At 65.1% G+C, this 20,899-nt stretch carries 21 protein-coding genes; 6 read left to right on the forward strand and 15 right to left on the reverse strand.

All coding sequences use genetic code 11. From position 1 onward, the window contains the following. Positions 1 to 137: 137 nt before the first annotated feature. From VKI00_RS26775 to ctaD, 9 genes are all read right to left on the reverse strand, one after another. The gene (locus tag VKI00_RS26775) at positions 138 to 1,142 is read right to left on the reverse strand and encodes a hypothetical protein (protein WP_324443641.1); all 1,005 of its coding nucleotides are present in this window, start codon (positions 1,140 to 1,142) and stop codon (positions 138 to 140) included. A 310-nt stretch (positions 1,143 to 1,452) separates the two neighbouring features. After that, on the reverse strand, positions 1,453 to 1,608 hold the full coding sequence (locus tag VKI00_RS26780; protein ID WP_324443643.1) for a hypothetical protein: 156 nt from the start codon (positions 1,606 to 1,608) through the stop codon (positions 1,453 to 1,455). 7 nt (positions 1,609 to 1,615) lie between these two features. Next, a complete protein-coding gene (locus VKI00_RS26785) occupies positions 1,616 to 2,776 on the reverse strand; it encodes a THUMP-like domain-containing protein (RefSeq protein ID WP_414687300.1) in 1,161 nt (386 codons plus the stop codon). Further along, positions 2,773 to 3,756 (reverse strand): methyltransferase domain-containing protein, encoded by a 984-nt coding sequence (locus VKI00_RS26790; RefSeq protein ID WP_324443645.1) that lies wholly within the window; start codon positions 3,754 to 3,756, stop codon positions 2,773 to 2,775. Before VKI00_RS26790 ends, VKI00_RS26785 begins: the two co-directional genes overlap by 4 nt. Further along, on the reverse strand, positions 3,728 to 4,492 hold the full coding sequence (locus tag VKI00_RS26795; RefSeq protein WP_324443648.1) for an enoyl-CoA hydratase: 765 nt from the start codon (positions 4,490 to 4,492) through the stop codon (positions 3,728 to 3,730). Before VKI00_RS26795 ends, VKI00_RS26790 begins: the two co-directional genes overlap by 29 nt. After that, positions 4,489 to 5,256: an NUDIX hydrolase gene (locus VKI00_RS26800; RefSeq protein WP_324443689.1), complete on the reverse strand. Its 768-nt coding sequence runs from the start codon at positions 5,254 to 5,256 to the stop codon at positions 4,489 to 4,491. The genes VKI00_RS26795 and VKI00_RS26800 overlap by 4 nt, the downstream gene beginning before the upstream one ends. Before the next feature lie 47 nt (positions 5,257 to 5,303). Continuing rightward, positions 5,304 to 6,146, reverse strand: a complete 843-nt coding sequence (locus VKI00_RS26805; RefSeq protein ID WP_324443650.1) for an ABC transporter ATP-binding protein — start codon at positions 6,144 to 6,146, stop codon at positions 5,304 to 5,306. A gap of 29 nt (positions 6,147 to 6,175) precedes the next feature. Beyond that, a complete protein-coding gene (gene serB / locus VKI00_RS26810; protein ID WP_324443691.1) occupies positions 6,176 to 7,396 on the reverse strand; it encodes a phosphoserine phosphatase SerB in 1,221 nt (406 codons plus the stop codon). A gap of 40 nt (positions 7,397 to 7,436) precedes the next feature. Further along, on the reverse strand, positions 7,437 to 9,182 hold the full coding sequence (gene ctaD, locus VKI00_RS26815; protein ID WP_324443652.1) for a cytochrome c oxidase subunit I: 1,746 nt from the start codon (positions 9,180 to 9,182) through the stop codon (positions 7,437 to 7,439). Positions 9,183 to 9,373: 191 nt separating this feature from the next. Here ctaD and VKI00_RS26820 point away from each other — a divergent pair, with 191 nt between their 5' ends. Together VKI00_RS26820 and VKI00_RS26825 are read left to right on the forward strand one after the other, a co-directional pair. Next, on the forward strand, positions 9,374 to 10,459 hold the full coding sequence (locus VKI00_RS26820) for an iron-siderophore ABC transporter substrate-binding protein (protein WP_324443693.1): 1,086 nt from the start codon (positions 9,374 to 9,376) through the stop codon (positions 10,457 to 10,459). Between the two features lie 115 nt (positions 10,460 to 10,574). Beyond that, the gene (locus VKI00_RS26825) at positions 10,575 to 11,615 is read left to right on the forward strand and encodes an NAD(P)-dependent alcohol dehydrogenase (protein ID WP_324443654.1); all 1,041 of its coding nucleotides are present in this window, start codon (positions 10,575 to 10,577) and stop codon (positions 11,613 to 11,615) included. Here the strand turns inward: VKI00_RS26825 and VKI00_RS26830 are convergent. After that, positions 11,604 to 11,912, reverse strand: coding sequence for a DUF3349 domain-containing protein (locus VKI00_RS26830; protein ID WP_324443695.1), 309 nt, complete (start codon positions 11,910 to 11,912; stop codon positions 11,604 to 11,606). The two genes, VKI00_RS26825 and VKI00_RS26830, sit on opposite strands and share 12 nt — an antisense overlap. Positions 11,913 to 12,155: 243 nt before the next feature. On the opposite strand from VKI00_RS26830, the gene VKI00_RS26835 reads away from it, so the two are divergent. Together VKI00_RS26835 and mdlC are read left to right on the forward strand one after the other, a co-directional pair. Next, a complete protein-coding gene (locus tag VKI00_RS26835) occupies positions 12,156 to 13,403 on the forward strand; it encodes a cytochrome P450 (RefSeq protein ID WP_324443656.1) in 1,248 nt (415 codons plus the stop codon). Between the two features lie 92 nt (positions 13,404 to 13,495). Next, positions 13,496 to 15,097 (forward strand): benzoylformate decarboxylase, encoded by a 1,602-nt coding sequence (gene mdlC, locus VKI00_RS26840; protein WP_324443657.1) that lies wholly within the window; start codon positions 13,496 to 13,498, stop codon positions 15,095 to 15,097. Here mdlC and VKI00_RS26845 read toward each other — a convergent pair. The 3 genes from VKI00_RS26845 to VKI00_RS26855 form a co-directional block, all read right to left on the reverse strand. Next, complete coding sequence (locus VKI00_RS26845; RefSeq protein WP_324443659.1) at positions 15,094 to 15,639, reverse strand: hypothetical protein; 546 nt, start codon at positions 15,637 to 15,639, stop codon at positions 15,094 to 15,096. The genes mdlC and VKI00_RS26845 overlap by 4 nt on opposite strands. 15 nt (positions 15,640 to 15,654) lie before the next feature. Further along, entirely contained in the window at positions 15,655 to 16,629 is a 975-nt protein-coding gene (gene nrdF / locus VKI00_RS26850; RefSeq protein WP_324443661.1) for a class 1b ribonucleoside-diphosphate reductase subunit beta, read from the reverse strand. A gap of 122 nt (positions 16,630 to 16,751) precedes the next feature. Further along, a complete protein-coding gene (locus tag VKI00_RS26855; protein ID WP_324443663.1) occupies positions 16,752 to 17,621 on the reverse strand; it encodes an SDR family NAD(P)-dependent oxidoreductase in 870 nt (289 codons plus the stop codon). Positions 17,622 to 17,757: 136 nt separating this feature from the next. Here VKI00_RS26855 and VKI00_RS26860 point away from each other — a divergent pair, with 136 nt between their 5' ends. After that, positions 17,758 to 18,288 (forward strand): TetR/AcrR family transcriptional regulator, encoded by a 531-nt coding sequence (locus VKI00_RS26860; RefSeq protein WP_324443665.1) that lies wholly within the window; start codon positions 17,758 to 17,760, stop codon positions 18,286 to 18,288. Positions 18,289 to 18,294: 6 nt separating this feature from the next. Here VKI00_RS26860 and VKI00_RS26865 read toward each other — a convergent pair whose 3' ends face one another. Continuing rightward, positions 18,295 to 18,897 carry a TetR/AcrR family transcriptional regulator gene (locus VKI00_RS26865; protein WP_324443667.1) on the reverse strand — a complete coding sequence of 201 codons (603 nt, stop codon included), beginning with the start codon at positions 18,895 to 18,897 and terminating at the stop codon, positions 18,295 to 18,297. Positions 18,898 to 18,990: 93 nt separating this feature from the next. Between VKI00_RS26865 and VKI00_RS26870 the strand changes: the two genes are divergently transcribed. Beyond that, entirely contained in the window at positions 18,991 to 20,565 is a 1,575-nt protein-coding gene (locus VKI00_RS26870; RefSeq protein ID WP_324443669.1) for an NAD(P)/FAD-dependent oxidoreductase, read from the forward strand. 21 nt (positions 20,566 to 20,586) lie between these two features. Here VKI00_RS26870 and VKI00_RS26875 read toward each other — a convergent pair whose 3' ends face one another. Then, positions 20,587 to 20,853 (reverse strand): hypothetical protein, encoded by a 267-nt coding sequence (locus tag VKI00_RS26875; RefSeq protein ID WP_324443671.1) that lies wholly within the window; start codon positions 20,851 to 20,853, stop codon positions 20,587 to 20,589. Positions 20,854 to 20,899: the final 46 nt, after the last annotated feature.

Genomic DNA, 20,899 nt, shown 5'->3' on the forward strand with positions numbered 1-20,899 from the left:
CCCGCGAATATCAGACTGACACGCGTCGATACGACACGCTCGACACCCCGACGACTCAACTGATCAACGAAGCGGCGGCCGCAGCGACGGTTGCGGCCGCCGCTTCACCCTGCCCACTTGACACGAAGTCCCCCATATCAGAACAACGTCGGCAGGACCTCGAATAGGTAGTTCGCGCCGGTAGCGATTGCTTGAAGATCGTCAGCGAAGGCACCGGCGAAGTCGTAATTGCCGGGATCACTAGCGTTCGCGCCAGAGTCGGCATAGCTGCCCACGGTGCCAAACGGGTCGAAGACGGTGGCGATGTCGTAGTTGCCGGTGACGCCGGTGCCGAAGTTGCCGCCGGCGTCCGCGGCACTGGTGCCGCCCACGACCGAGGCGAGGTCGCCGTTGCCGAGGCCCGCGAAGGCACCGACGGACTGGCCGACTTCGTTGCCGGAAACGGTGGCGGTGTCGAAGTTGCCGGCGACGGCAGCGGGGCCATTATCGGCGCCTTCTTCGTTGCCCAAGCTGATCGCGGTGTCATAGTTGCCGTTCCCGGTGAGACCGACCAGGCCGCCGCCCCCGGCGAAGGCGCCGTCGTAACCGCCGACGCCCAGAGCGGTGTCGTTGGTGTTGTTGCCGAGGTCGATGGCGGTGTCGTAGCTGCCGGTATCGCCGTTGCTGCTACCGATCAGGGCGGAGTCGCCGGCGTAGGCGCCGTCGAGGGGGGCCCCCCCCGTACTCGGAATGTCGTTATTGCCGATGTCGATGGCGGTGTCGCCATTCGCGCCGGTGTCGGTGCTTAGCCCGCCGGCATTCGCGAGAGCGTTGGTGCCCGAGGCTAAGGCGTAGTCGCCGGTGCCGCCGGTGGCAGAGGCGTTCGCGCCGTCGCCGTAGGCGATTGCGATGTCATTAGTGCCTGAGGTGGCGGTGGCGAGGTTGCCTGTTGTGGGGAACAAATCCTTCCCGTCGATTGAGATCTGGTAATCCAGCGTTGATGTCGAGTCGGCCGCTGGGAGAGCCCCACTCAGAAGACTGTCGATTGAGGACAACCAGTCGGTAGACGAGTCGGCCGAGGCGACTGGCGTGTGGGCCCATACGGCGCCGATGCCCAACCCCACTGCCAGCATCCCGAGCCGAGCGATATCACGAGTGTTCACGATGGTCTTCCTTCCCCCAAGCGCACCCTGGCGGGTGCGTCGACTTGTGTGGTCACAGCGGGCCGACCGCTGAGTGTTCCTAGCTTAGGCCAAGCTGAGGAAAATTTAGCAAAAATCATACAAAAATTCTACGAATCGCCTTGGAAGGAACTCTGAGTATGTCGAAGGCTTGTATTCGGACGATGAGAACTCAAGGGCCGCTCTCAGTGGAACGCCGTTTAGTCCAGCCTAAACGCGATGGGCGGCACAAAAGCGAGGCCAACCCACACCCACTAGGTGCGGGCTTGGTCCTCTCGGGAAGGAAGCGACCTCAGAACAGCGACAGCAGATCGGCCAGGAAGCCGCCGCAGGTCGAGGCGGCGGTGCCGGATTCGTTACTCAACGCCGAGATGGTGTCGTATAGGTAATCGGCGCCTCGAGCCGAAGCGGTCGCACCGTCAGTCAAGAGGATGGCGGCGAGGGACATTCCGTCGCTACCAGGACGGCCGGCACACGAACGCCATCCCCCGCGCGGCTGCACCTGAGCCGACCCGGGTGATCACCACGGTCAAGGCCTGACTGCCGCGCAATGCCAACCTTCGCCGCAGCGCCGTGGGGTCGACGTCCACCCCGCGCACCAGGATCTCCAGCGACCCGCAGTCCAGGGCTGACAGCGTCTGACGCAATCGACGCTCGTCGAACGGCAGCTGCTGCAGAACCTCGAATCCGCGCACCCCGGTGGGCAACTGCTCCCCCGACAGGTAGGCGATGTGCGCGTCCAGTTGCCACAGCCCGTGCCGCGCAGCGTAATGGCGCACCAAACCGGCCCGCACCACGGCGCCGTCGGGGTCGACGATCCACCGGCCGACGGGCCGAACCGGGCAGTCGTCCGGCTCGGCGTCAGTGATCTGTTCGCCGCGATCCAGGATGGTTGCGCGGCGCCGCACACCTTGCTCGGCCAAACCCGACGACCACAAGCACGCTTCGCGCACCGACGCTTGATGGGACGTCACCTCGATCTCGCCGTCGAAGCCCAGCCGTTTCGCGACGTCGAAATCGATTCCGGGAGCGCACTTTACGACCAGCTCCCGACCACGGTAGACATCGAAGAGCTGGTCCAGGGCCGGCCGGTAGTCGCGCGGGTTGAAGCGCCGTCGCCCGCCGCCGCGCCGGGCGGGGTCGGCCAGCACCACCGCGTCGCGGGTCACCGGGTGTAGCGCGTCGGCGCGACACAGATCGGCGGCGGCGCCGAGGTTGTGCCGCGCCATCGCCAGCCGCACCGGGTCGATATCACTTCCCACCACCCGGGCCGCGCAGCCGCACAGCGCCGCGACCTCGGTGCCGATCGAGCAGGTCACATCGTGCACGACGCGGCCGGCGAGCCGCTGCGCCCGATGCGATGCCACGGGCGCAGCGGTCGCCTGTTGCAGCGCTTCGTCAGTGAACAGCCACTCGCCAGTATCGGGCAGCTTGTCGGCGGCGCGCCGCCGCAGCAACACGGTTTCCACCAGCGCCGGTGTCCGATCGCCGAATTGCTTTCGTAGCGTTGCGATCTCGGTGACGCGGTCGGTCAGCGGCAACCCATCGACGACGGCCAGCGCCGCGCGGCCCGCGTCCGATATCAGGTAAGCAACGTCGTCGAGCCCGAAGTTCAGGACGGCTTGTTCCCGGTGATCATCACGTTGTAGAACCAGCCCTTCGGCACCACGCGGCGGGACAGGTTCTCATCAATCCAGCTCAACGTCTTCCAACTGGTGAACGCGAACTTGGCCCAGGCCCAGCCCAGCCGGTCCGCAGGCACCGCGTATTCGAAGGTGCGCAGCGGCCAACCCAACATCGCAGCAGTGAACTCGACCGTGGCGGTCTCGACGTCGACGGCGCCGGCGGCGGTGGCCATCTTTTCCAGGTCGCCGGGGGCGAAGGTGTGCAGGTCTACAAGGGCTTCCAGCGCCGCGGCACGGGAGGATTCGTCGAGCTCTTCCTGTGGGCGTCGCCAGCTGCCCAGACCGGGCAGCTTGGTGACGTTGGTGGCGATCCGCCAGGTCAGCGTCGACAATGCCCGGGCGTACCCGTCGCCGACAGAGGTCGGTTCGCCGGCGAACACGAAGCGCCCACCCGGCCGCAGCACCCGCAGCACCTCACGCAGCGACAGCTCGACATCCGGAATATGGTGCAGCACAGCGTGTCCCACCACCAGGTCGAACGTGTTGTCGTCGTACGGGATGCCCTCGGCGTCGGCGACCCGGCCATCGATGTCCAGGCCCAGCGACTGCCCGTTGCGAGTGGCGACTTTGACCATGCCCGGCGACAGGTCGGTGACCGAACCCCGTCGCGCGACTCCAGATTGGACTAGGTTCAGCAGGAAAAATCCAGTACCACAACCTAATTCGAGGGCTCTGTCGTATGGCAGGCGGTAGATCTCGTCGTCGGGGACCACGCCGTCGAAGCAGTCCCGCGCATAGTCGATGCAGCGCTGGTCGTACGAGATCGACCACTTCTCGTCGTAATTCTCCGCCTCCCAGTCGTGGTAGAGCACCTGGGCCAGCTTGCTGTCGTGGCGGGCGGCCTCCACCTGCTCGGCGGTGGCATGCGGTTGCGGCGCCGGGTCACCGGCGGGCTTCGAACTCCTCGTCACGAAGGGCCAGCTTAGTGGCATTGCCGAAGACGTCCACAAAGCGGCGGCGTTCTGCGGCCAGGCGCTCGGCCGGCCCCAGGTCGAACACCTCGTCGATGCCGGCCTTCGCGGCAGCCAGCGCGTCCGGGGGTCCGTCAACGAAGCGCCCGGCCCAGGCCACGGCGGCGTCGTAGACGTCGTCGGGGGCGACCATGTCGTCGATCACGCCTAAGGCCAGCGCCTCCTCGGCGTCGAAGAACCGCCCGCTGTACACCAGTTCCTTGGCCTTGCTGACCCCGACCGTGCGGGTCAGCCGCGCCATGCCGCCGCCGTCGGGCACCAGACCGGCCAGAATCTCCGTCGCGCCGAATCGCACGTTGTCGCCGCTCACTCGCCAATCGGCGGCCAGCGCCAGGCCCAGGCCGGCGCCCAGCGCGTAACCGGTGATCGCCGCCACGGTCGGCTTAGGAATCGCCGCGACGGCGTCGACGGCGTCGCGTCGCACGCCTGCCCAGGTCTCGGCTTCCGATGGGATCAGCGTGCGCAGTTGGGTCATATCGTCGCCGGCGGAAAAGATCTCGTGACCGCCGAAGATGATCACCGCGGCGATGTCGTCGCGCCGACCGATGTCGGCGGCGGCCTGCACGATCTCCCGGTAGACCTGCCGGGTCATGGCGTTGGTGGGTGGCCGCGATACCACCAGGGTGCCGACGCTCGGGCGCTCGGCACCCACGTGGATGCTGACGAACTCGCTCATATCCGCCATCGGTGTCCACCGGCCCTGCGCGTCGCGTGGTAGCGGTCGGAGTCGAAGAATTCGAATATCCAGTTGTCGCCGTCGATTTCGAGGTTCGGTTGCACCGTGACGATCTGACGCTCTACGGCCAGCACGTCGGCGACCGAGCGTCCGGCCAGCGAATCCAGCTGGGTCCAGGTTGGCGGCAACAGGAAGGAGCGGCCGGCTTCGAAGTCGGCGACGGCGGCCTGTGGCGTGCTCCACTCCGCACGGTCGGACTCGGTGTTGTCGCCGTCGGCGCGCTGACCTTCCGGCAACGCCCCGACGAAGAAGTAGGTGTCGTAGCGGCGGGTGCGCTCTGCTTCCGGGGTCACCCAGTTGGCCCACGGCCGCAGCAAATCGGCCCGCAGCACCAGGTTTTCCCGGCGCAGGAAGTCCGCGAACGACAGCGTGCGATCAGCCAGCGCCTGGCGGGATTGGCGGTACACCGACGCATCGCCGACGATGCCGCCCGGGTCGTCGGCCGGGCCGGCGAACAGCACGCCGCATTCCTCGAAGGTCTCGCGGGCGGCAGCGCACACCAGCGCCTCGGCCAGCTCGGTGTCGGTGCCGAACCGCTCCGCCCACCACGACGGCGGCGGCCCGGCCCACGCGATATCGGCATTGCGGTCACGGTCATCGACACCGCCGCCGGGAAACACCACCGTCCCGGCGGCGAATTCCATTCCGGCATGCCGCCGCATCAGGAAGACTGCGATACCTTTTGGGTCTTCCCGCAGCAGCATCACGGTCGCGGCCGGCCGCGCTGGCAACGGGACATACGTGTCATCAGTCACAAGCGCCTCCGGTGGGCCGCGCGGGTGCGGGTGCGCCGGGCAAAGTAACGCCCGTCGATCAAGTCGACCGTGATCGCCTGGCCGAACGCCGCCGACAGATTCTCGCTGGTCAGCACGTCGGTGAGCAAACCCGCTGCGACGATCTGTCCCTCCGACATCAGCATGCAGTGGCTGAAGCCGGGCGGAATCTCCTCGACGTGGTGGGTGACCAGGACCAGCGCCGGAGCATCGGGGTCGGCGGCCAAGTCCGTCAGCCGCGCCACCAGCTCCTCGCGGCCGCCGAGGTCCAGACCGGCGGCCGGTTCGTCGAGCAACAGCAGCTCGGGGTCGGTCATCAACGCGCGCGCGATCAGGATCCGCTTGCGCTCACCCTCCGACAAGGTCCCGTACACGCGGTCGGCCAGATGCTCGGCGCCCAGACTTTCCAGCATGTCGACCGCCCGGTGGTAGTCGACCTCTTCGTAGTGTTCCCGCCACCGCCCGAGCACCGCGTAGCCGGCCGAGACAACCAGGTCGCGCACCACCTCGTGGTCCGGAATCCGTTGCGCCACCGCCGAGGAACTCAGGCCCACCCGGGAACGCAGCTCGGACATGTCGACCCGGCCGAGACGCTCACCGAGCACATAGGCAACGCCCGACGACGGGTGCTCGGCGGCCGCGGCGATGCGCAGTAACGACGTCTTGCCCGCCCCATTGGCGCCGATGATCACCCAGCGTTCGTCCAGCTCCACCTGCCAAGTCACCGGCCCAACCAGCATGTGGCCGTCGCGGCGCAACGAAACGTCCGTGAAGTCGATCAGCAGATCCGAGTCGGCTGCGTCGCTTCCGGTTTCGGGCACCCGACCATCGTGCCGTACCGCTCGCGCGGTTACTCCGGCGGGATCTCGACGCGTCGCACCATACCGTCGACCGCGTCGGCGGCCTCGATCTCACCGCGGGTGACGCCGAGCAAAAATAGCACCGTGTCCAGGTACGGGTGGCTCAGCGAGGCGTCGGCGACCTCTCGCAGCGCGGGTTTGGCGTTGAACGCGATGCCTAACCCCGCGGCGGCCAGCATGTCGATGTCGTTGGCGCCGTCACCGACCGCGACCGTCTGCTCCAACGGCACGCCCGCCTGATGCGCGAAGTCGCGCAGGGCCTTGGCTTTACCCGCGCGGTCGATGACCTGGCCGATGACCCGGCCGGTGATTTTGCCGTCGACGATCTCCAACTGGTTGGCGGCGACGAAGTCCAGCATCAGCTCGTGCGCCAGCGGGTCGATGACCTGCCGGAAGCCGCCGGACACGACGCCCACGTGATAACCGAGCCGCCGCAGCGTTCGTATCGTGGTTCGCGCGCCGGCGGTCAGTTCCAGCTGTTCGCCGACCTCGTCGAGCACCTCGGCGGGCAGGCCGGCCAGGGTGGCGACCCGCCGGTGCAACGACTCCGCGAAGTCCAGTTCGCCGCGCATCGCGGCCTCGGTGATGGCGGCGACGGCGTCCTGGGCGCCAACCCGGGCGGCCAGCATTTCGATGACCTCCCCCTGGATCAGCGTCGAGTCGACGTCGAACACGATCAGTCGTTTGGCCCGCCGGGACAGGCTGTAATCCTCCAGCGCCACGTCCACGCCCGCGTCGGCGGCCACCCCCGTCAGCGCGGCCTGCAGCTGACCGCCCATGCCCGGCGGCACCGAGACCCGCAGCTCGAGGCCCGTCACCGGATAGTCGGAGACACCGCGGATGAGGTCGATGTTGACGCCCAGTGCGGCCACCTCGCGGGCGACCGTGCCGAACGCTTCGGCGGTGATCGGCCGGCCCAGCACCACGATGGTGTGCGTCGACGGGTCCCGGATGACCGGCAGATCATCGCTGCGCTCGATGCTGACGTCCAGGCCAACTGCGTGGATGGCCGCCTCGACGTCCGCCCGCAGCGCCTTGCCTTCGGCCACGTCCAGCGGCGCCGACACCAGCACACCCAACGTCAGCCAGCCCCGGATCACCACCTGCTCGACGTTGAGCAGCTCGACCTTGTGGCCCGCGAGAACCTCGAAGAGCGCCGAAGTCACACCTGGCTTATCGACACCGGTGACGGTGATCAACGCCGACACCATGCGGGGTCTGGTCACCCCAGATTGCCGTCGGGACGGCCCATCAGCTGCGAACGCTTACGTCGTCGATTCTGGTGACATCGCCGTCGGTCGGACCGTGGCCGCGACCCACGTGCGCCTCGGCGCGAAGTCGCTCCACCATGTGCGGGTAGTGCAACTCGAAAGCCGGACGCTCGGAACGGATGCGAGGCAGCTCGGTGAAGTTGTGCCGCGGCGGCGGGCAACTGGTCGCCCACTCCAGCGAGTTGCCGTAGCCCCACGGGTCGTCGACGGTGACCACCTCGCCGTAGCGCCAGCTCTTGAAGACGTTCCAGACGAACGGGACCATCGACGCGCCGAGGATGAACGCCCCGATCGTCGAGACGACGTTGTAGATCTGGAATCCGTCAGTCGGCAGGTAATCGGCGTAGCGGCGCGGCATCCCCATGTCGCCCAGCCAGTGCTGCACCAGAAACGTGGTGTGGAAGCCGATGAACGTCAGCCAGAAGTGCAGCTTGCCCAGCCGCTCGTCGAGTAGCCGGCCGGTCATCTTCGGGAACCAGAAGTAGACGCCCGCGAAGGTGGCGAAGACGATGGTGCCGAACAACACGTAGTGGAAGTGCGCGACCACGAAATAGCTGTCGGTGACGTGGAAGTCCAGCGGTGGGCTGGCCAGCAGCACACCGGTCAGACCGCCCAGCAGGAACGTGACCAGAAAGCCGACCGAGAACAGCATCGGCGTCTCGAAGGTCAACTGGCCCTTCCACATGGTGCCGATCCAGTTGAAGAACTTGATGCCGGTCGGCACCGCGATCAGATAGGTCATGAAGGAGAAGAAGGGCAGCAGTACGGCACCCGTTGCGAACATGTGGTGCGCCCACACCGCAACCGACAACGCGGCGATCGACAGGGTCGCGTAGACCAACGTGGTGTAGCCGAAGATCGGTTTACGGGAGAAGACCGGGAAGATCTCGGTCACGATCCCGAAGAACGGCAGCGCGATGATGTAGACCTCGGGGTGGCCGAAGAACCAGAACAGGTGCTGCCACAACAGCACTCCGCCGTTGGCCGAGTCGTAGATGTGGGCGCCCAGGTGCCGGTCGGCGGCCAGCCCGAACAATGCCGCGGTCAGCAGCGGGAAGGCGATCAGGATCAGGATCGACGTCACCAGGATGTTCCAGGTGAAGATCGGCATCCGGAACATCGTCATCCCCGGTGCGCGCATGCAGACCACGGTGGTGATCATGTTGACCGCGCCCAGGATGGTGCCGAGCCCGCCAACCGCGATACCCATGATCCACAGGTCGCCGCCGACACCTGGTGAGTGGATGGCGTCGGTCAACGGGGTGTAGGCGGTCCAGCCGAAGTCGGCGGCACCGCCCGGCGTCACGAAACCGGCGGTCGCAATCGTGGCACCGAATAAGAACAGCCAAAACGAGAAGGCGTTCAGCCGTGGGAACGCCACGTCGGGCGCGCCGATATGCAGCGGCAGCACCAGATTGGCGAAACCGAAGACGATCGGGGTGGCATAGAACAGCAGCATGATCGTGCCGTGCATGGTGAACAACTGGTTGAACTGCTCATTCGACAAGAACTGCAGACCGGGCGCGGCCAACTCGGTGCGCATCAACAGCGCCAGCAGCCCGCCGATGAAGAAGAAGATGAAGCAGGCGACGCAGTACATGATGCCGATCATCTTGTGATCGGTGGTGGTGATCAGCCGGTAGACCAGGTTGCCTTTAGGGCCTGTTCGGGGCGGGTACGGACGACTCGCCTCGAGTTCTCCCAGCGGGGGCGCTTCGGTGGTCAAGAGCTCCTCCAAACGTCGGGCGGGGCAACTGGGATCAGTGGCTCTTGAGTCTAGCCTTCGACGGTGTCCGGCGAGCGACTGGTCCTACAAACTGTCGTAATGGGGCGGGAAAGGCCGCGCCTCCTCGTCGAGCGCGCGCAGCCGGCGTCAGCTAGCCGGATGTTACCGTCGGACCCGTGCAGTTCAGGGGTATGCGACCTGTGATGTGCGCCGCCGCTGCGACGGCGATTTCCGCCGCGCTGTGCACTGGTTGCACGACGGGGCCGCCCGGGGGCAGCGCGTCGTCGACGTCGGTGATCACCAGCACCACCCAAATCGCCGGGGCCGGCGTTCTGGGCAACCAGCGGCGACCAGACGAGTCGTGTGCGCCACAACCGGCCGAACCCGATCCCGGGCCGCCGACTCGCACAGCCCCCAACGCGGCGGGCGTGCAGCCCCACGAGGCCCAGGTGCCCGCTGATCCGCAGCGGATCGTCGTGCTCTCCGGCGACCAGCTGGACGCCCTGTGCGCGCTGGGCCTGCAGTCGCGGATCGTCGCTGCTGCGCTGCCGGACGGCTCCTCGAGCCAGCCGTCCTACCTGGGCACGGTTGTGCATCGGCTGCCGGGCGTGGGCACCCACAGCAGCCCCGACCTGGCGGCTATCGGGGCGGCCAAGCCGGATCTGATCCTTGGCTCGCAGGCGTTGACGCCGAAGCTGTACTCGGCGCTGGCCGCGATCGCGCCGACGGTGTTCACCGGGGCACCGGGTGCGGCGTGGGAAGACAACCTGCGCGGGGTTGGAGCGGCTACCGGCCGGGCGGACGCCGCGGGCGGCGTGATCGACGACTTCACCAAGAAGGCCCACGACGACGGCGCCGCGCACGACGCCGCCCACTACCAGGCGTCGATCGTGCAGTTCACCGAGAACACCATCCGGGTATACGGCGCCGAAAACTTCCCGGCCAGCGTGCTAACCGCGGTCGGCGTGGATCGTCCTGCGTCGCAACGGTTTACCGACAAGCCGTATATCGAGATGGGCAGCACCGACGCCGACTTGGCGGGCAACCCGGACTTCTCCGCGGCGGACGCCGACCTGGTGTACGTGTCGTTCGCGTCGCCGGCGGCCAAAGACCGCGCCGCCACCATCTTCGACAGCGACCCGTGGCGAAAACTAGGCGCCAACCGCGACAATCGGGTCTTTGTGGTCAACAACGAAATATGGCAGACCGGCGAAGGTGTGGTTGCGGCCAGCGGTGTGATCGACGATCTGCGCTTTGTGAACGCCCCGGTCAACTGACGGCCAGCGGTTGTGATGTCGACCGCACCGAAGGAAATACATAGCCTATCTATGCTATTTTGTTTGGGTCTAATAGAATTCGTTATTGCAATAAGCGCACTCAAGAGGATTGCCCATGAGCACTGTTTCCGCATATGCCGCCACCTCGGCTACCGCGCCGCTGACCAAGACCACGATCACCCGCCGCGACCCCGGCCCGCACGATGTGTCCATCGATATCAAGTTCGCCGGCATCTGTCACTCCGACATCCACACCGTGAAAGCCGAATGGGGACAACCCAATTACCCGGTGGTTCCCGGTCACGAGATCGCCGGCGTGGTCAGCGCGGTGGGCTCTGCGGTCACCAAACACAAAGTGGGCGATCACGTCGGGGTCGGCTGCATGGTCAACTCCTGCGGTCACTGCAGCAGCTGTAAGGCCGGGCTCGAGCAGTACTGCAAGCCCGGCGCGACCTTCACCTACAACTCGATCGACAAAGACGGCACGTCGACGCAGGGCGGCTACAGCCAGGCCGTCGTTGTCGATGAGAACTTCGTCGTGCGCATCCCCGACTCGTTGCCGCTGGACAAGGCGGCCCCGCTGTTGTGCGCCGGCATCACGCTCTTCTCGCCGCTCCGGCACTGGAAGGCGGGGCCCGGTACGCGGCTCGCGATCATCGGCCTGGGCGGGCTAGGCCACATGGGCGTCAAGCTGGGCGCGGCGATGGGCGCCGACGTGACGGTGCTGTCGCAGTCGCTGAAGAAGATGGAGGACGGGCTGCGCCTGGGCGCCAGCCACTACTACGCCACCGCCGACCCGGACACCTTCAAGAAACTTCGTGGCAGTTTCGACCTGATCCTCAACACCGTCTCGGCCAACCTCAATCTCGGCGACTACCTGAACCTGCTTGACGTCGACGGCACGCTCGTCGAGCTGGGTATCCCCGAGCACCCGATGGAGGTGCCGGCGTTCCCGCTGGCGCTGGCCCGGCGCAGCCTGTCCGGGTCGAACATCGGCGGGATCGCCGAAACCCAAGAGATGCTGGACTTTTGCGCCGAACACGACGTGACGCCGGAAATCGAGGTCATCAAACCCGATTACGTCAACGAGGCGTACGAGCGGGTGCTGGCCAGCGACGTGCGCTACCGCTTCGTCATCGACACATCAGGCTTGTGACGCCGAAGCGTCGCCGTTAGACGCATCCACGATACCCGCCAACGGCCAACCGGCGGCGGCAAGCCTGGCGGCCACTCGCGCGATGTTCTCCGGGCCCGCGTCGTATTGCGTCATGTCGGAGATGAAGTCCGCGATCACGTCACGGTCAACTTTGCCTTCGGCTTCCTCGTCGATGGCGTCGACCACTTCGGTGATCTCTTCGTCGCTGAGCGGTGTGCTGCGCAGTAGCGCAAGCAACGGCACGCGGTCCGGACCAGGAACACCTTCGGGATAGCCGACCTGCAGCCACTGGATCACCGAGCGGAAAAAAGCGGCCGTAGAAGATGGGGTTATCGCCACGTCATCAGTCTCACGAAAGCCGGGTCAACATCGCTACCATCCCCGCTCACCGTTCGCACAATTCATGCACCGTTCATCTTTCGAGGCGATCCCTGACCTTGAGCGAAGGCCCAGGTCACTACCGTGACCCGAAATGAGGTGAACTGAACTCGTCTTGACGCAAACGACGGGATGGCTCAGACGAAAGGGTGGCGGCCAACTATGACGGCTCAAGAAGAAGCAGCGGCTGGTCCGGGTCCCGTGGGCGCCGCCGGCGAGGCCTTGAAACGGGACCCCCGGCTCATCTACCGGATGCTCCGCGACACATCCCCCGTGTTGCGCATCGACGACTCGAGTGTGGTCGTGAGCACCTGGCCACTGGTCGACGAAGTTCTTCACAGCCCCAGTCTGTTCCGCGCGTCCCAGGACGCTGGCGACTTCAAGAATGAGCGCCCGCTCATCCCGCTGCAGATCAACCCTCCGGAGCACACGAAGTTTCGAAAGATCCTTGACCCGTTGTTCTCGCCCAAAAAAATTAAGTCGCGCGAGGGGTTGATCATCGCAGTGGCCAACCGTCTTATCGACCAGTTCATCGACAGCGCCGAAATCGACTTTGCACAAGCATTCTCGATTCCGTTCCCGGGCGAAGTCTTCCTCATTCTGCTCGGATTGCCGCCTGACGAGTTGCCAGCACTCCTGGCGATGAAGGACGGGATCATTCATCCCAACGTGGGATCCGGCAAGCCTATGGGGCATCCTGAAACCGACGCCCATCAGAAGGCCACCGCAAGTTCGATCTACGAATACTTCGAGCGTGTCATCGCCGACCGCCGTTTGCACCGCCGCGACGACCTGTTGAGCTGGATTCTAGATGCTGAGATCGACGGTAAAGGTTTGAGCCACAACGATATTCTTGACATCAGCTTTCTACTCTTTGTCGCCGGCCTCGATACGGTGGAGGCGTCCCTGGATTGCTTTTTCGACTACCTCATTCGCAATGACCACATGCGTCAGGCAATCGTTGAAGATCCCTCGGTGATCCCCGTTATCGTCGAGGAGCTGCTGCGCTGGGAGTCTCCCGCCATGAGTGTTCCGCGTCAAGCGGTCGTCGATACCGAACTCGGTGGATGTCCGGTGAAGGCCGGCGATCGAGTGCTCCTCATGCTCGGATCGGCTAATACGGACGAAGCCAATAACTCGAACGCCGTTGCCCCCCAATTGGATCGGAAGATCAACCGCCACCTGGCCTTCGGTGGAGGCGCGCATCGTTGCCTGGGTTCGCATCTGGCTCGCACCGAACTACGCGTGGCATTAGAGGTCTGGCATCAGCGGATACCCGTATACGACATCAAACCCGGTACTGAATTGACGTTTTGGCTTGGTACCCGATCGGTTGAAACATTCCCGATGCTTTTGCACCGCCGCGCACACGGTGCCAAAGATGAGCGAATCGACCGCCCCTATGCTTGAGTCGAGGCAGCGCGATGACCTAGGTGGTGTTCGACTCCTGGTCTTCGCCAACCGGACAGAGGATTAAGTCGGCCCGACGATATCGGAGGTACATGACCACCGTCCGCAACGCGATTCTCGATTTGCTGCGCGCCCACGATCTGACCACCTTTTTCGGGAACCCCGGCTCATCGGAACTTGCTCTCCTGCAAGACTTTCCAGACGATTTCCGCTATTTTCTCGGACTGCAGGAGATGATCCCGGTTGGAATGGCCGACGCCTACGCGCAGATCACCGGTCGTCCCGCACTGGTCAACCTGCACACCGCGCCCGGTATGGGCAACGCTCAGGGCCAGCTCTACAACGCCTACTGCAACAAGACTCCGCTGATCGTCACGGCCGGAAATCAACGACGGAACATGCAGAACCAGTACTGCCTGCTGACCAACATCGAACCCACCACCGTGCCACGGCCGTTCGTGAAATGGGCGGCCGAGCCTGCCATCGCAAGCGAAGCGCCCGCGGTGCTGGCCCGCGCCATCCACCTGGCCACCACCCCACCAATGGGCCCGGTATTTGTCTCGCTGCCGATGGACGACATGCCGGTCGAACTCGACGAGGCCCAGGCCGCCAATATCGCGGTGGTACGTGAGCGCTCGGTGACCCACGCGACCGGGTTTCCCGCTGAGCTTGCCGAACGGATCTGCGCACGAATCGAAGCGGCGAAATCGCCGGCGCTGATCGTGGGCGGCGACGTCGAACGCTATGGCGCGTGGGAGTCGGTTGTCGGACTGGCCGAACGCACCCAATCGGCGGTATGGACCGCCCCGCTCACCGGGTGGAGCGGATTCCCCGAGAATCATCCGCTCTACCAAGGGGCCTTGCCGCCCGGCGCGGGCTGGATCTCGGGGACACTGGCCGGACACGATCTGTTGATTGCGATCGGCACGCCGGTGTTTCGGTACTACCCGCTGGTGCCCGGGCCCTACCTGCCCGAGGGCGCGAGCATGATTCACCTCACAAACGATCCCGACGAAGCGGCTCGCGCGCCCGTCGGGGACGCGATCGTCGCCGACTTAGCCACGGCCACAAGGGCCTTGCTCGACGCCGCGAAGCCAACCAAACGGTCGGCTCCGGCCCCACGTGCCGCGATCCCCGACATCCAACACGCCCAGGCGCCGCTGCAGCCGGATGCGCTCTGGACGGCGGTGGGGAAATCAGCGCCCGCCGAGACGCTGTGGGTCAGCGAGGCCGGCAGCAACGAGCTCGCCATCACCAACGCCATTCGACCCGGTCACCCGTTGTCGCATTTGTCGGCCGCCGGGGGCGGGCTCGGCTGGGGGCTACCGGCGTCCGTAGGCGCTCAGCTGGCCGCCACCGATCGTCCCGTCGTCGCGCTAATGGGTGATGGCTCAATGCATTACGCGATCACCGCGCTGTGGACCGCGGCACACTACCAGATTCCGGTCACGGTCGTGGTCGCCTCCAACGCCGAGTACGGCGTGGTCAAGCAGTTCGGCGTATGGGAGAAAACGCCTAAAGTCCCGGGACTCGACCTACCCGGACTCGACGTTGTGGCAACGGCCGCCAGCTACGGCGTGGACGCCCATGAGGCGCACACCGTCGACGAGGTCGCCGAATTGGTTCGGGCCGGCATCGCCGACCGCGACCGACCCACTCTGATCAACGCGCACACCGTTCCGGTCGGCGTCTAGTGGGGACCTTCGGCGAGCAGCGCGACATTTCGTCGGATCCGCCGCGAGCTGAGCAGCGAGACGGGCAGCAGGATCGTCGCCAACACGGCGAGCACGACAAAGGGCAGCCTGTCGTTGGCGAAGGCGGCCGCCCCGGCGACGCCCCCGGCGATGAGGACGCCGAACGTGACCCAGGTCCATATCTCCGCGCGCTTGAGTTGATCAGCTGACTTGTTGCGGAGATAGATCCTGCCGAGCCGCGTCGCCGACGCGCGCACATCGGGATCGGCGGGCGCGACACCTCGCACGACCGCGTTGATCGCATCGGAGCGTCCCGATTGGTCCAGTCCGGAGACCGCGTCCTGAGCCGCTCGGTGCATGCCTTGGGTCGTCACCGTGAAATATCCGCCAAGGGCGGCACCGAAGACGATGGCTGACAGGACGGCGCCTTCGAACTCATAACTGGACTGCAGGCTGGTGAACAGACCCCACAACACGGCAAGGAACAACGCGCACACCACGAATCGCACCCACGCGGGTTGCAGGATCAGCCGGAGAAGCATGCGAGACCGGCGGGTCTAGAAGTTCCAGTCCTCGTCTTCGGTGACGACGGCTTTTCCGATCACGTATGACGATCCCGATCCGGAGAAGAAGTCGTGGTTTTCGTCGGCGTTGGGTGACAGGGCCGACAGGATGGCCGGGTTGACGTCGGTCTCGTCGCGCGGGAACAACGCCTCGTAACCGAGATTCATCAGCGCCTTGTTGGCGTTGTAGCGCAGGAACTTCTTGACGTCCTCGGTGAGCCCGACTTCGTCGTAGAGGTCCTGGGTGTACTCCACCTCGTTGTCATAGAGCTCGAACAGCAACTCGTAGGTGTAGTCCTTCAGCTCGGCCTGCTTGGCCGCGTCCTCGAGCGCCAACCCGCGCTGGAATTTGTATCCGATGTAGTAGCCGTGCACGGCTTCGTCGCGAATGATCAGCCGGATCATGTCGGCGGTGTTGGTGAGCTTGGCCCGGCTCGACCAGTACATCGGCAAGTAGAAGCCGGAATAGAACAGGAAGCTCTCCAGGAGCGTGGAGGCCACTTTGCGCTTGAGCGGCTCGTCGCCGCGGTAGTACTCCATCACGATCTCGGCCTTGCGCTGCAGGTTGGGGTTCTCCTCCGACCAGCGGAAGGCGTCGTCGATCTCGGCGGTCGAGCACAGCGTGGAAAAGATCGAGCTGTAGCTCTTGGCGTGCACCGACTCCATGAAGGAGATGTTGGTGTAGACGGCCTCTTCGTGCGGCGTCAGTGCGTCGGGAATCAGGCTGACCGCTCCGACCGTGCCCTGAATGGTGTCCAGCAACGTCAACCCGGTGAACACCCGCATGGTCAGCTGCTTCTCGTGGTCTGTCAGCGTGCCCCACGACGGGATGTCGTTGGACACCGGCACCTTCTCGGGCAACCAGAAGTTTCCGGTCAGCCGCTCCCAGACCTCAGCGTCCTTCTCGTCTTGCAGACGGTTCCAGTTGATGGCCGAGACCCGGTCGATCAGCTTCACTTTTTCGGTCACCAGAACCCCACTTCACCAGGACGGATGGTCGAGCATACTCAGATAATCGACACTACCCCTGGGGGGCGACAAGACAATGGAACACAACACGTTGTGTTTGCGTGTCGCGAACACAACCCGCATTAGGCGTTTGCCGGGTAATGGGACCGAAGGTTCAGCCGCACCACCCGGTCGAGGACGCGATCGGATAGCACGCGGGCCAACCGGACGAGGATTGCCGCGTCACGCCCGATGGTGTAGCGGGTGCGCGGGCGAGCCGCGACCGCCGCCCTGGCAATGACCTTGGCGGCGCTGTCGGCGGAAACACCGTCTTCTCCGAATGACCGCGCCTGCTCCGAAACGGCCGTCACGAGATCGCCGTAACGCTCGAGTTCATCGGCGGACATGCCCGCCTTTAACCGATCCGCGTTGGCCATCCCACGTTCCAACATCTCGGTCTTGACCGCGCCGGGTTCGACCACGACGACGTTGACACCGAGACCGCCGACCTCACGGCGCAGAGAATCGCTGACAGCTTCGAGTGCGAACTTGGAGCCCGCGTACGCCCCGTAAGTCGGCAGCGCCACCCTGCCGCCCACCGAACTGATGTTGACGACGGTGCCCGCGCTGCGTAGCAAGGCCGGCAAAAGCGCCTGGGTCATCGTGACCTGACCGAACAGGTTCACCTCGAATACGTTGCGCCACTTGGCAATTGGCAGCACTTCGACGGGAGCGTTGACCGAGATCCCGGCATTGTTGACCAGCGCGCGCAGCGGCCGGCCCAGCGGATCGCGGGCGACCCGGTCGGCGATGGCGGCCACATCCGAGTCGACCGTGATGTCCAGGATCTGCGGCTCGATTCCCTCGGTCCGCAGCGCATCGGCGTCGACGTCGCGGCGAACGCCGGCCAGCACGTGAAAGCCTCTGCGCGCCAACTCTTTCGCGGTGGCTGCACCCATGCCGGTCGAGGCGCCGGTGACGACGACCAGCTCGCGGCGGTTCGAGACGGTCATCGGCATCTCCGGTTTCAGTTGACAGTGTCATCTCAAACTAGGCCAGTTGAGTTGACGTTGTCAACTCAACTGTCGGCGACCTATGCTACTGCCGGTGGTGACGCGATCAGAGACTGCGGCGATGACCCGCCAGTCGTTGCTCGATGCCGCCGGCGCGCTGCTCGACAGCGGCGGGCCGGATGCGGTGACGCTGCGTGAAGTGGGTGCCCTGGCCGGCGTGTCACGATCGGCGCCTTATCGCCACTTCGCGAACAAAGAGACGCTGCTAACGACCATCGCCACGAACGCCATGAACCAACTGGGCGACCGGCTGGAGCGACTGGCCACCGGCGACGATCCCCCCGAGCAGTCGCTGCGCGCCGCAGTGCTTTCGCTGCTCGCCATCGGCCGCGCCCGACCCCATCTTTACCGCCTGATGTTCACCACACCCGCGGGCGATCCGACCGCGGCGGTGCGGGCGGCCGAGCGCACCCAAGACCTGTTCCTCGACCTCGTCGGCCACATCGTCGGCCCGCGGCGCGCGCGACACTACGGAGCGCTACTGCTCACCACCGCCCACGGGGCAACGAGTTTCGAATCGAGCGGTCATTTCGTTTGGGACAAGTGGCAGACCAATGCCGAGCAGCTCATCGACACGATGATTGCCTTGCTGCCAACCGAAAAGTAGCTCGCGTCAATCCAATCCGGTATGGCGCAGCGTGTGCGTGAGGCCGTCTTCCAGCGCGCTCAACGCAATGTCGGTGAGGCGACTGAGTTCGTCGACATCCTCTCCGCCCTTGCCCATCCAGGTTTCGAGTGACACGAACACCGCGGTGGCCAGGCTGTGTGCGGCGATGTCGGCGATCATGGCGCCGTCGGCGGTGGGCGCGGAACGTTCGTGGATGAAGCGCTGGATCTCGTCGGCGACCTGATCGCGCATCCGCCGGATATGCCTGGTGATGATCTCCTGGTCCAGGTCGCGCGACCGGATGGTCGCGGCCTCACGCACCATTGCGAAGTCAAAGGGGAACGCGTCCATGGCCTTTCGCACCGACGCGGTGATGGGTTCTCCGTGCGGGCGCAACGCCAGCGCACGAGCGAACCATTCGAAGCCGATGTCGTAGTCGGCGAAGATCACCGCGTGCTTGGACGGGAAGTGCCGATAGAAGGTTCGCTCGGTCACCCCAACGTCGGCGGCGATATCGGAAACGCTGGTCCGGTGCACACCGTCGGCGACAAAGCGCTTCATCGCCGCCTGTTGCAGCGCCTGACGCGTGCGCTCTCTGCGAGATTCCATGGGATAAGCAGACACCAAATGTCACCATTGACGCAAATATGTCAGGTGTGACATTGTGCCTTCTGTCGAGGGATCATCACCGGAGGAGTCAGCATGGCCGACTACGACGCGATCATCATCGGGGCAGGCCACAACGGTTTGGTCGCCGCGAACGTGCTCGCGAAGGGCGGCGCGAAAGTGCTTGTCCTGGAACGCGCGCACTTCCTCGGCGGGATGGCCGCGACCCGGGAACTCTTCGACGGATACAAGCACAGCGTCGGCGCGTGGGCGGTACTGATCTGGCGCAAGGAGATGACCGAACGCCTAGAGCTGACCAAGTGGGGCTTCGAACTGATGGACCAGTGGACGTCGACGTGCACGTTCGGCGACGAGGCCGACCCGCCGTTCGTGATGTACAACGACCTCGAGCGCATGGGCCGGCACCTGCTCGACGACCACGGACCCGAGGTCGCGGCGGGGCTCGGCGGCCTGTTCGCGCACATCGGCCGCTTCGCGCCCTACTTCGTCGACTCGGCATTCGGTCCCCCACTGGACATCATCGAGGTGATTGCCGAACAGCCCACTCCCGAGGCCCGCCACGACTTCGCCCAGATGTGGTACGGCAGCACGATGGACACGGTCCGCCGGTTCCTGACGCCCGACCAGGGCCGCTGCATCCAGGGCTCGCTGGCCGCGATGTCGATCGACGCCTTCGACGGCGGCCCCTGGACGCCGGGCTCGAACGCATCGACGCTGTACCACTACCTGATTGGCGGCGGCAACGTCGAATACATCATGCCGCGCGGCGGCATCGGCTCGCTGAGCACGGCGCTGTGCCGACGCGCCGAATCGCTGGGTGCCGAGGTGCAGATGAAGGCGCACGTCAAACAGATACTGGTTAGCGACGGGCGTGCGACCGGAGTTGAACTGCGCGACGGCACAACGATTTCCGCCGACGCCGTGCTCTCCTCACTCGACCCGTACACCACGTTCGTGAATCTGGCCGGCGCACAGAACTTCCCGCCCGACTACATCCGCAAGATCAAGGAGATCAACTTCAACCTGGGATACATCCAGGCACATCTCACGATCGACCAAGCCCCGCAATGGATCGAGCGCCTGCAGCCGTTCATGCACGACAACGGACAGTGGTGTCCCACCGTCGCCTACGCGCCGTCGCCGGAGTACATCAGCGACGCCTGGGAGCAATACCGCAAGGGACAGCTTCCCGACGCCCCGCCCACGTACCTATACATACCCAGCATGGTCGACGCGTCGCTGGCGCCCGAAGGCAAGCACAGCGCAACCATTTTCACGCCGTACTTCCCCACCGGGCTGGACGCCGACGAAAACCGAAGCTGGAAAGAGCAATACGCCGACACCTGCGTGCAGATCTTCGACAAGTACGCGCCCGGGTTCGCCGACTCCGTCACCAACCGCGTCGTCTTCTCCAACCGCTACTTCGGCAGCACCTTCAGCGCGCACGCGGGCGACTACTCGCACGGCCTGCTACAACCCAACCAGCTGTGGACCGGTCGCGTCGTCGAGGGCGAGGACAAGTTCGCTACCCCGGTCGACGGACTCTACCTGTGCGGCCAGTGCACCCACCCCGGTCCGGGTGTGACCGGCATCCCGGGGTGGAACGGCGCGGAAGCGGCGCTCAAGCACCTCAGCGCGCGGGTGTCATGAATCTGCGGATCGTTTAGCGGATCACGCATCGTCCCGTAGGCGGACCAGGGTTATGTATGCGATCAGGGAAATGACCGCCCAACCGACCGTCAGCCAGCCCATCGTTCCACCAAGATTCGCTACCAGCAGGCCGATTCTCGACTGAGGGTATCCCTGGTCTATTGCTTGGGATGCGAACTGCCTGAGCGCAGCCCACACGATCAAGAGGGTGACCATCACGGCAAAGCTCATGATCGTAGTCACCCGCGCGACGAGTTGCAATTCAGCTTTCGTCAACGGTCCGCCCACGAAACTGTGACGTTACCGGACAGATCTAGGCACCGCGCCGGTTCGA

The organism is Mycobacterium sp. (genome assembly GCF_035314665.1).
In the GTDB taxonomy this organism is placed as follows: domain Bacteria; phylum Actinomycetota; class Actinomycetes; order Mycobacteriales; family Mycobacteriaceae; genus Mycobacterium.

Bases quoted from the DNA above. Each gene is read 5' to 3' on its own strand.
- VKI00_RS26855 (WP_324443663.1), bottom strand. From the start codon at position 17,621: ATGACCGTCTCGAACCGCCGCGAGCTGGTCGTCGTCACCGGCGCCTCG.
- VKI00_RS26865 (WP_324443667.1), bottom strand. From the start codon at position 18,897: ATGGAATCTCGCAGAGAGCGCACGCGTCAGGCGCTGCAACAGGCGGCG.
- VKI00_RS26780 (WP_324443643.1), bottom strand. From the start codon at position 1,608: ATGTCCCTCGCCGCCATCCTCTTGACTGACGGTGCGACCGCTTCGGCT.
- VKI00_RS26795 (WP_324443648.1), bottom strand. From the start codon at position 4,492: ATGAGCGAGTTCGTCAGCATCCACGTGGGTGCCGAGCGCCCGAGCGTC.
- VKI00_RS26845 (WP_324443659.1), bottom strand. From the start codon at position 15,639: ATGCTTCTCCGGCTGATCCTGCAACCCGCGTGGGTGCGATTCGTGGTG.
- VKI00_RS26835 (WP_324443656.1), top strand. From the start codon at position 12,156: ATGACGGCTCAAGAAGAAGCAGCGGCTGGTCCGGGTCCCGTGGGCGCC.
- VKI00_RS26800 (WP_324443689.1), bottom strand. From the start codon at position 5,256: ATGCTGCTGCGGGAAGACCCAAAAGGTATCGCAGTCTTCCTGATGCGG.
- VKI00_RS26825 (WP_324443654.1), top strand. From the start codon at position 10,575: ATGAGCACTGTTTCCGCATATGCCGCCACCTCGGCTACCGCGCCGCTG.
- VKI00_RS26820 (WP_324443693.1), top strand. From the start codon at position 9,374: ATGCGACCTGTGATGTGCGCCGCCGCTGCGACGGCGATTTCCGCCGCG.
- mdlC (WP_324443657.1), top strand. From the start codon at position 13,496: ATGACCACCGTCCGCAACGCGATTCTCGATTTGCTGCGCGCCCACGAT.
- serB (WP_324443691.1), bottom strand. From the start codon at position 7,396: ATGGTGTCGGCGTTGATCACCGTCACCGGTGTCGATAAGCCAGGTGTG.
- VKI00_RS26870 (WP_324443669.1), top strand. From the start codon at position 18,991: ATGGCCGACTACGACGCGATCATCATCGGGGCAGGCCACAACGGTTTG.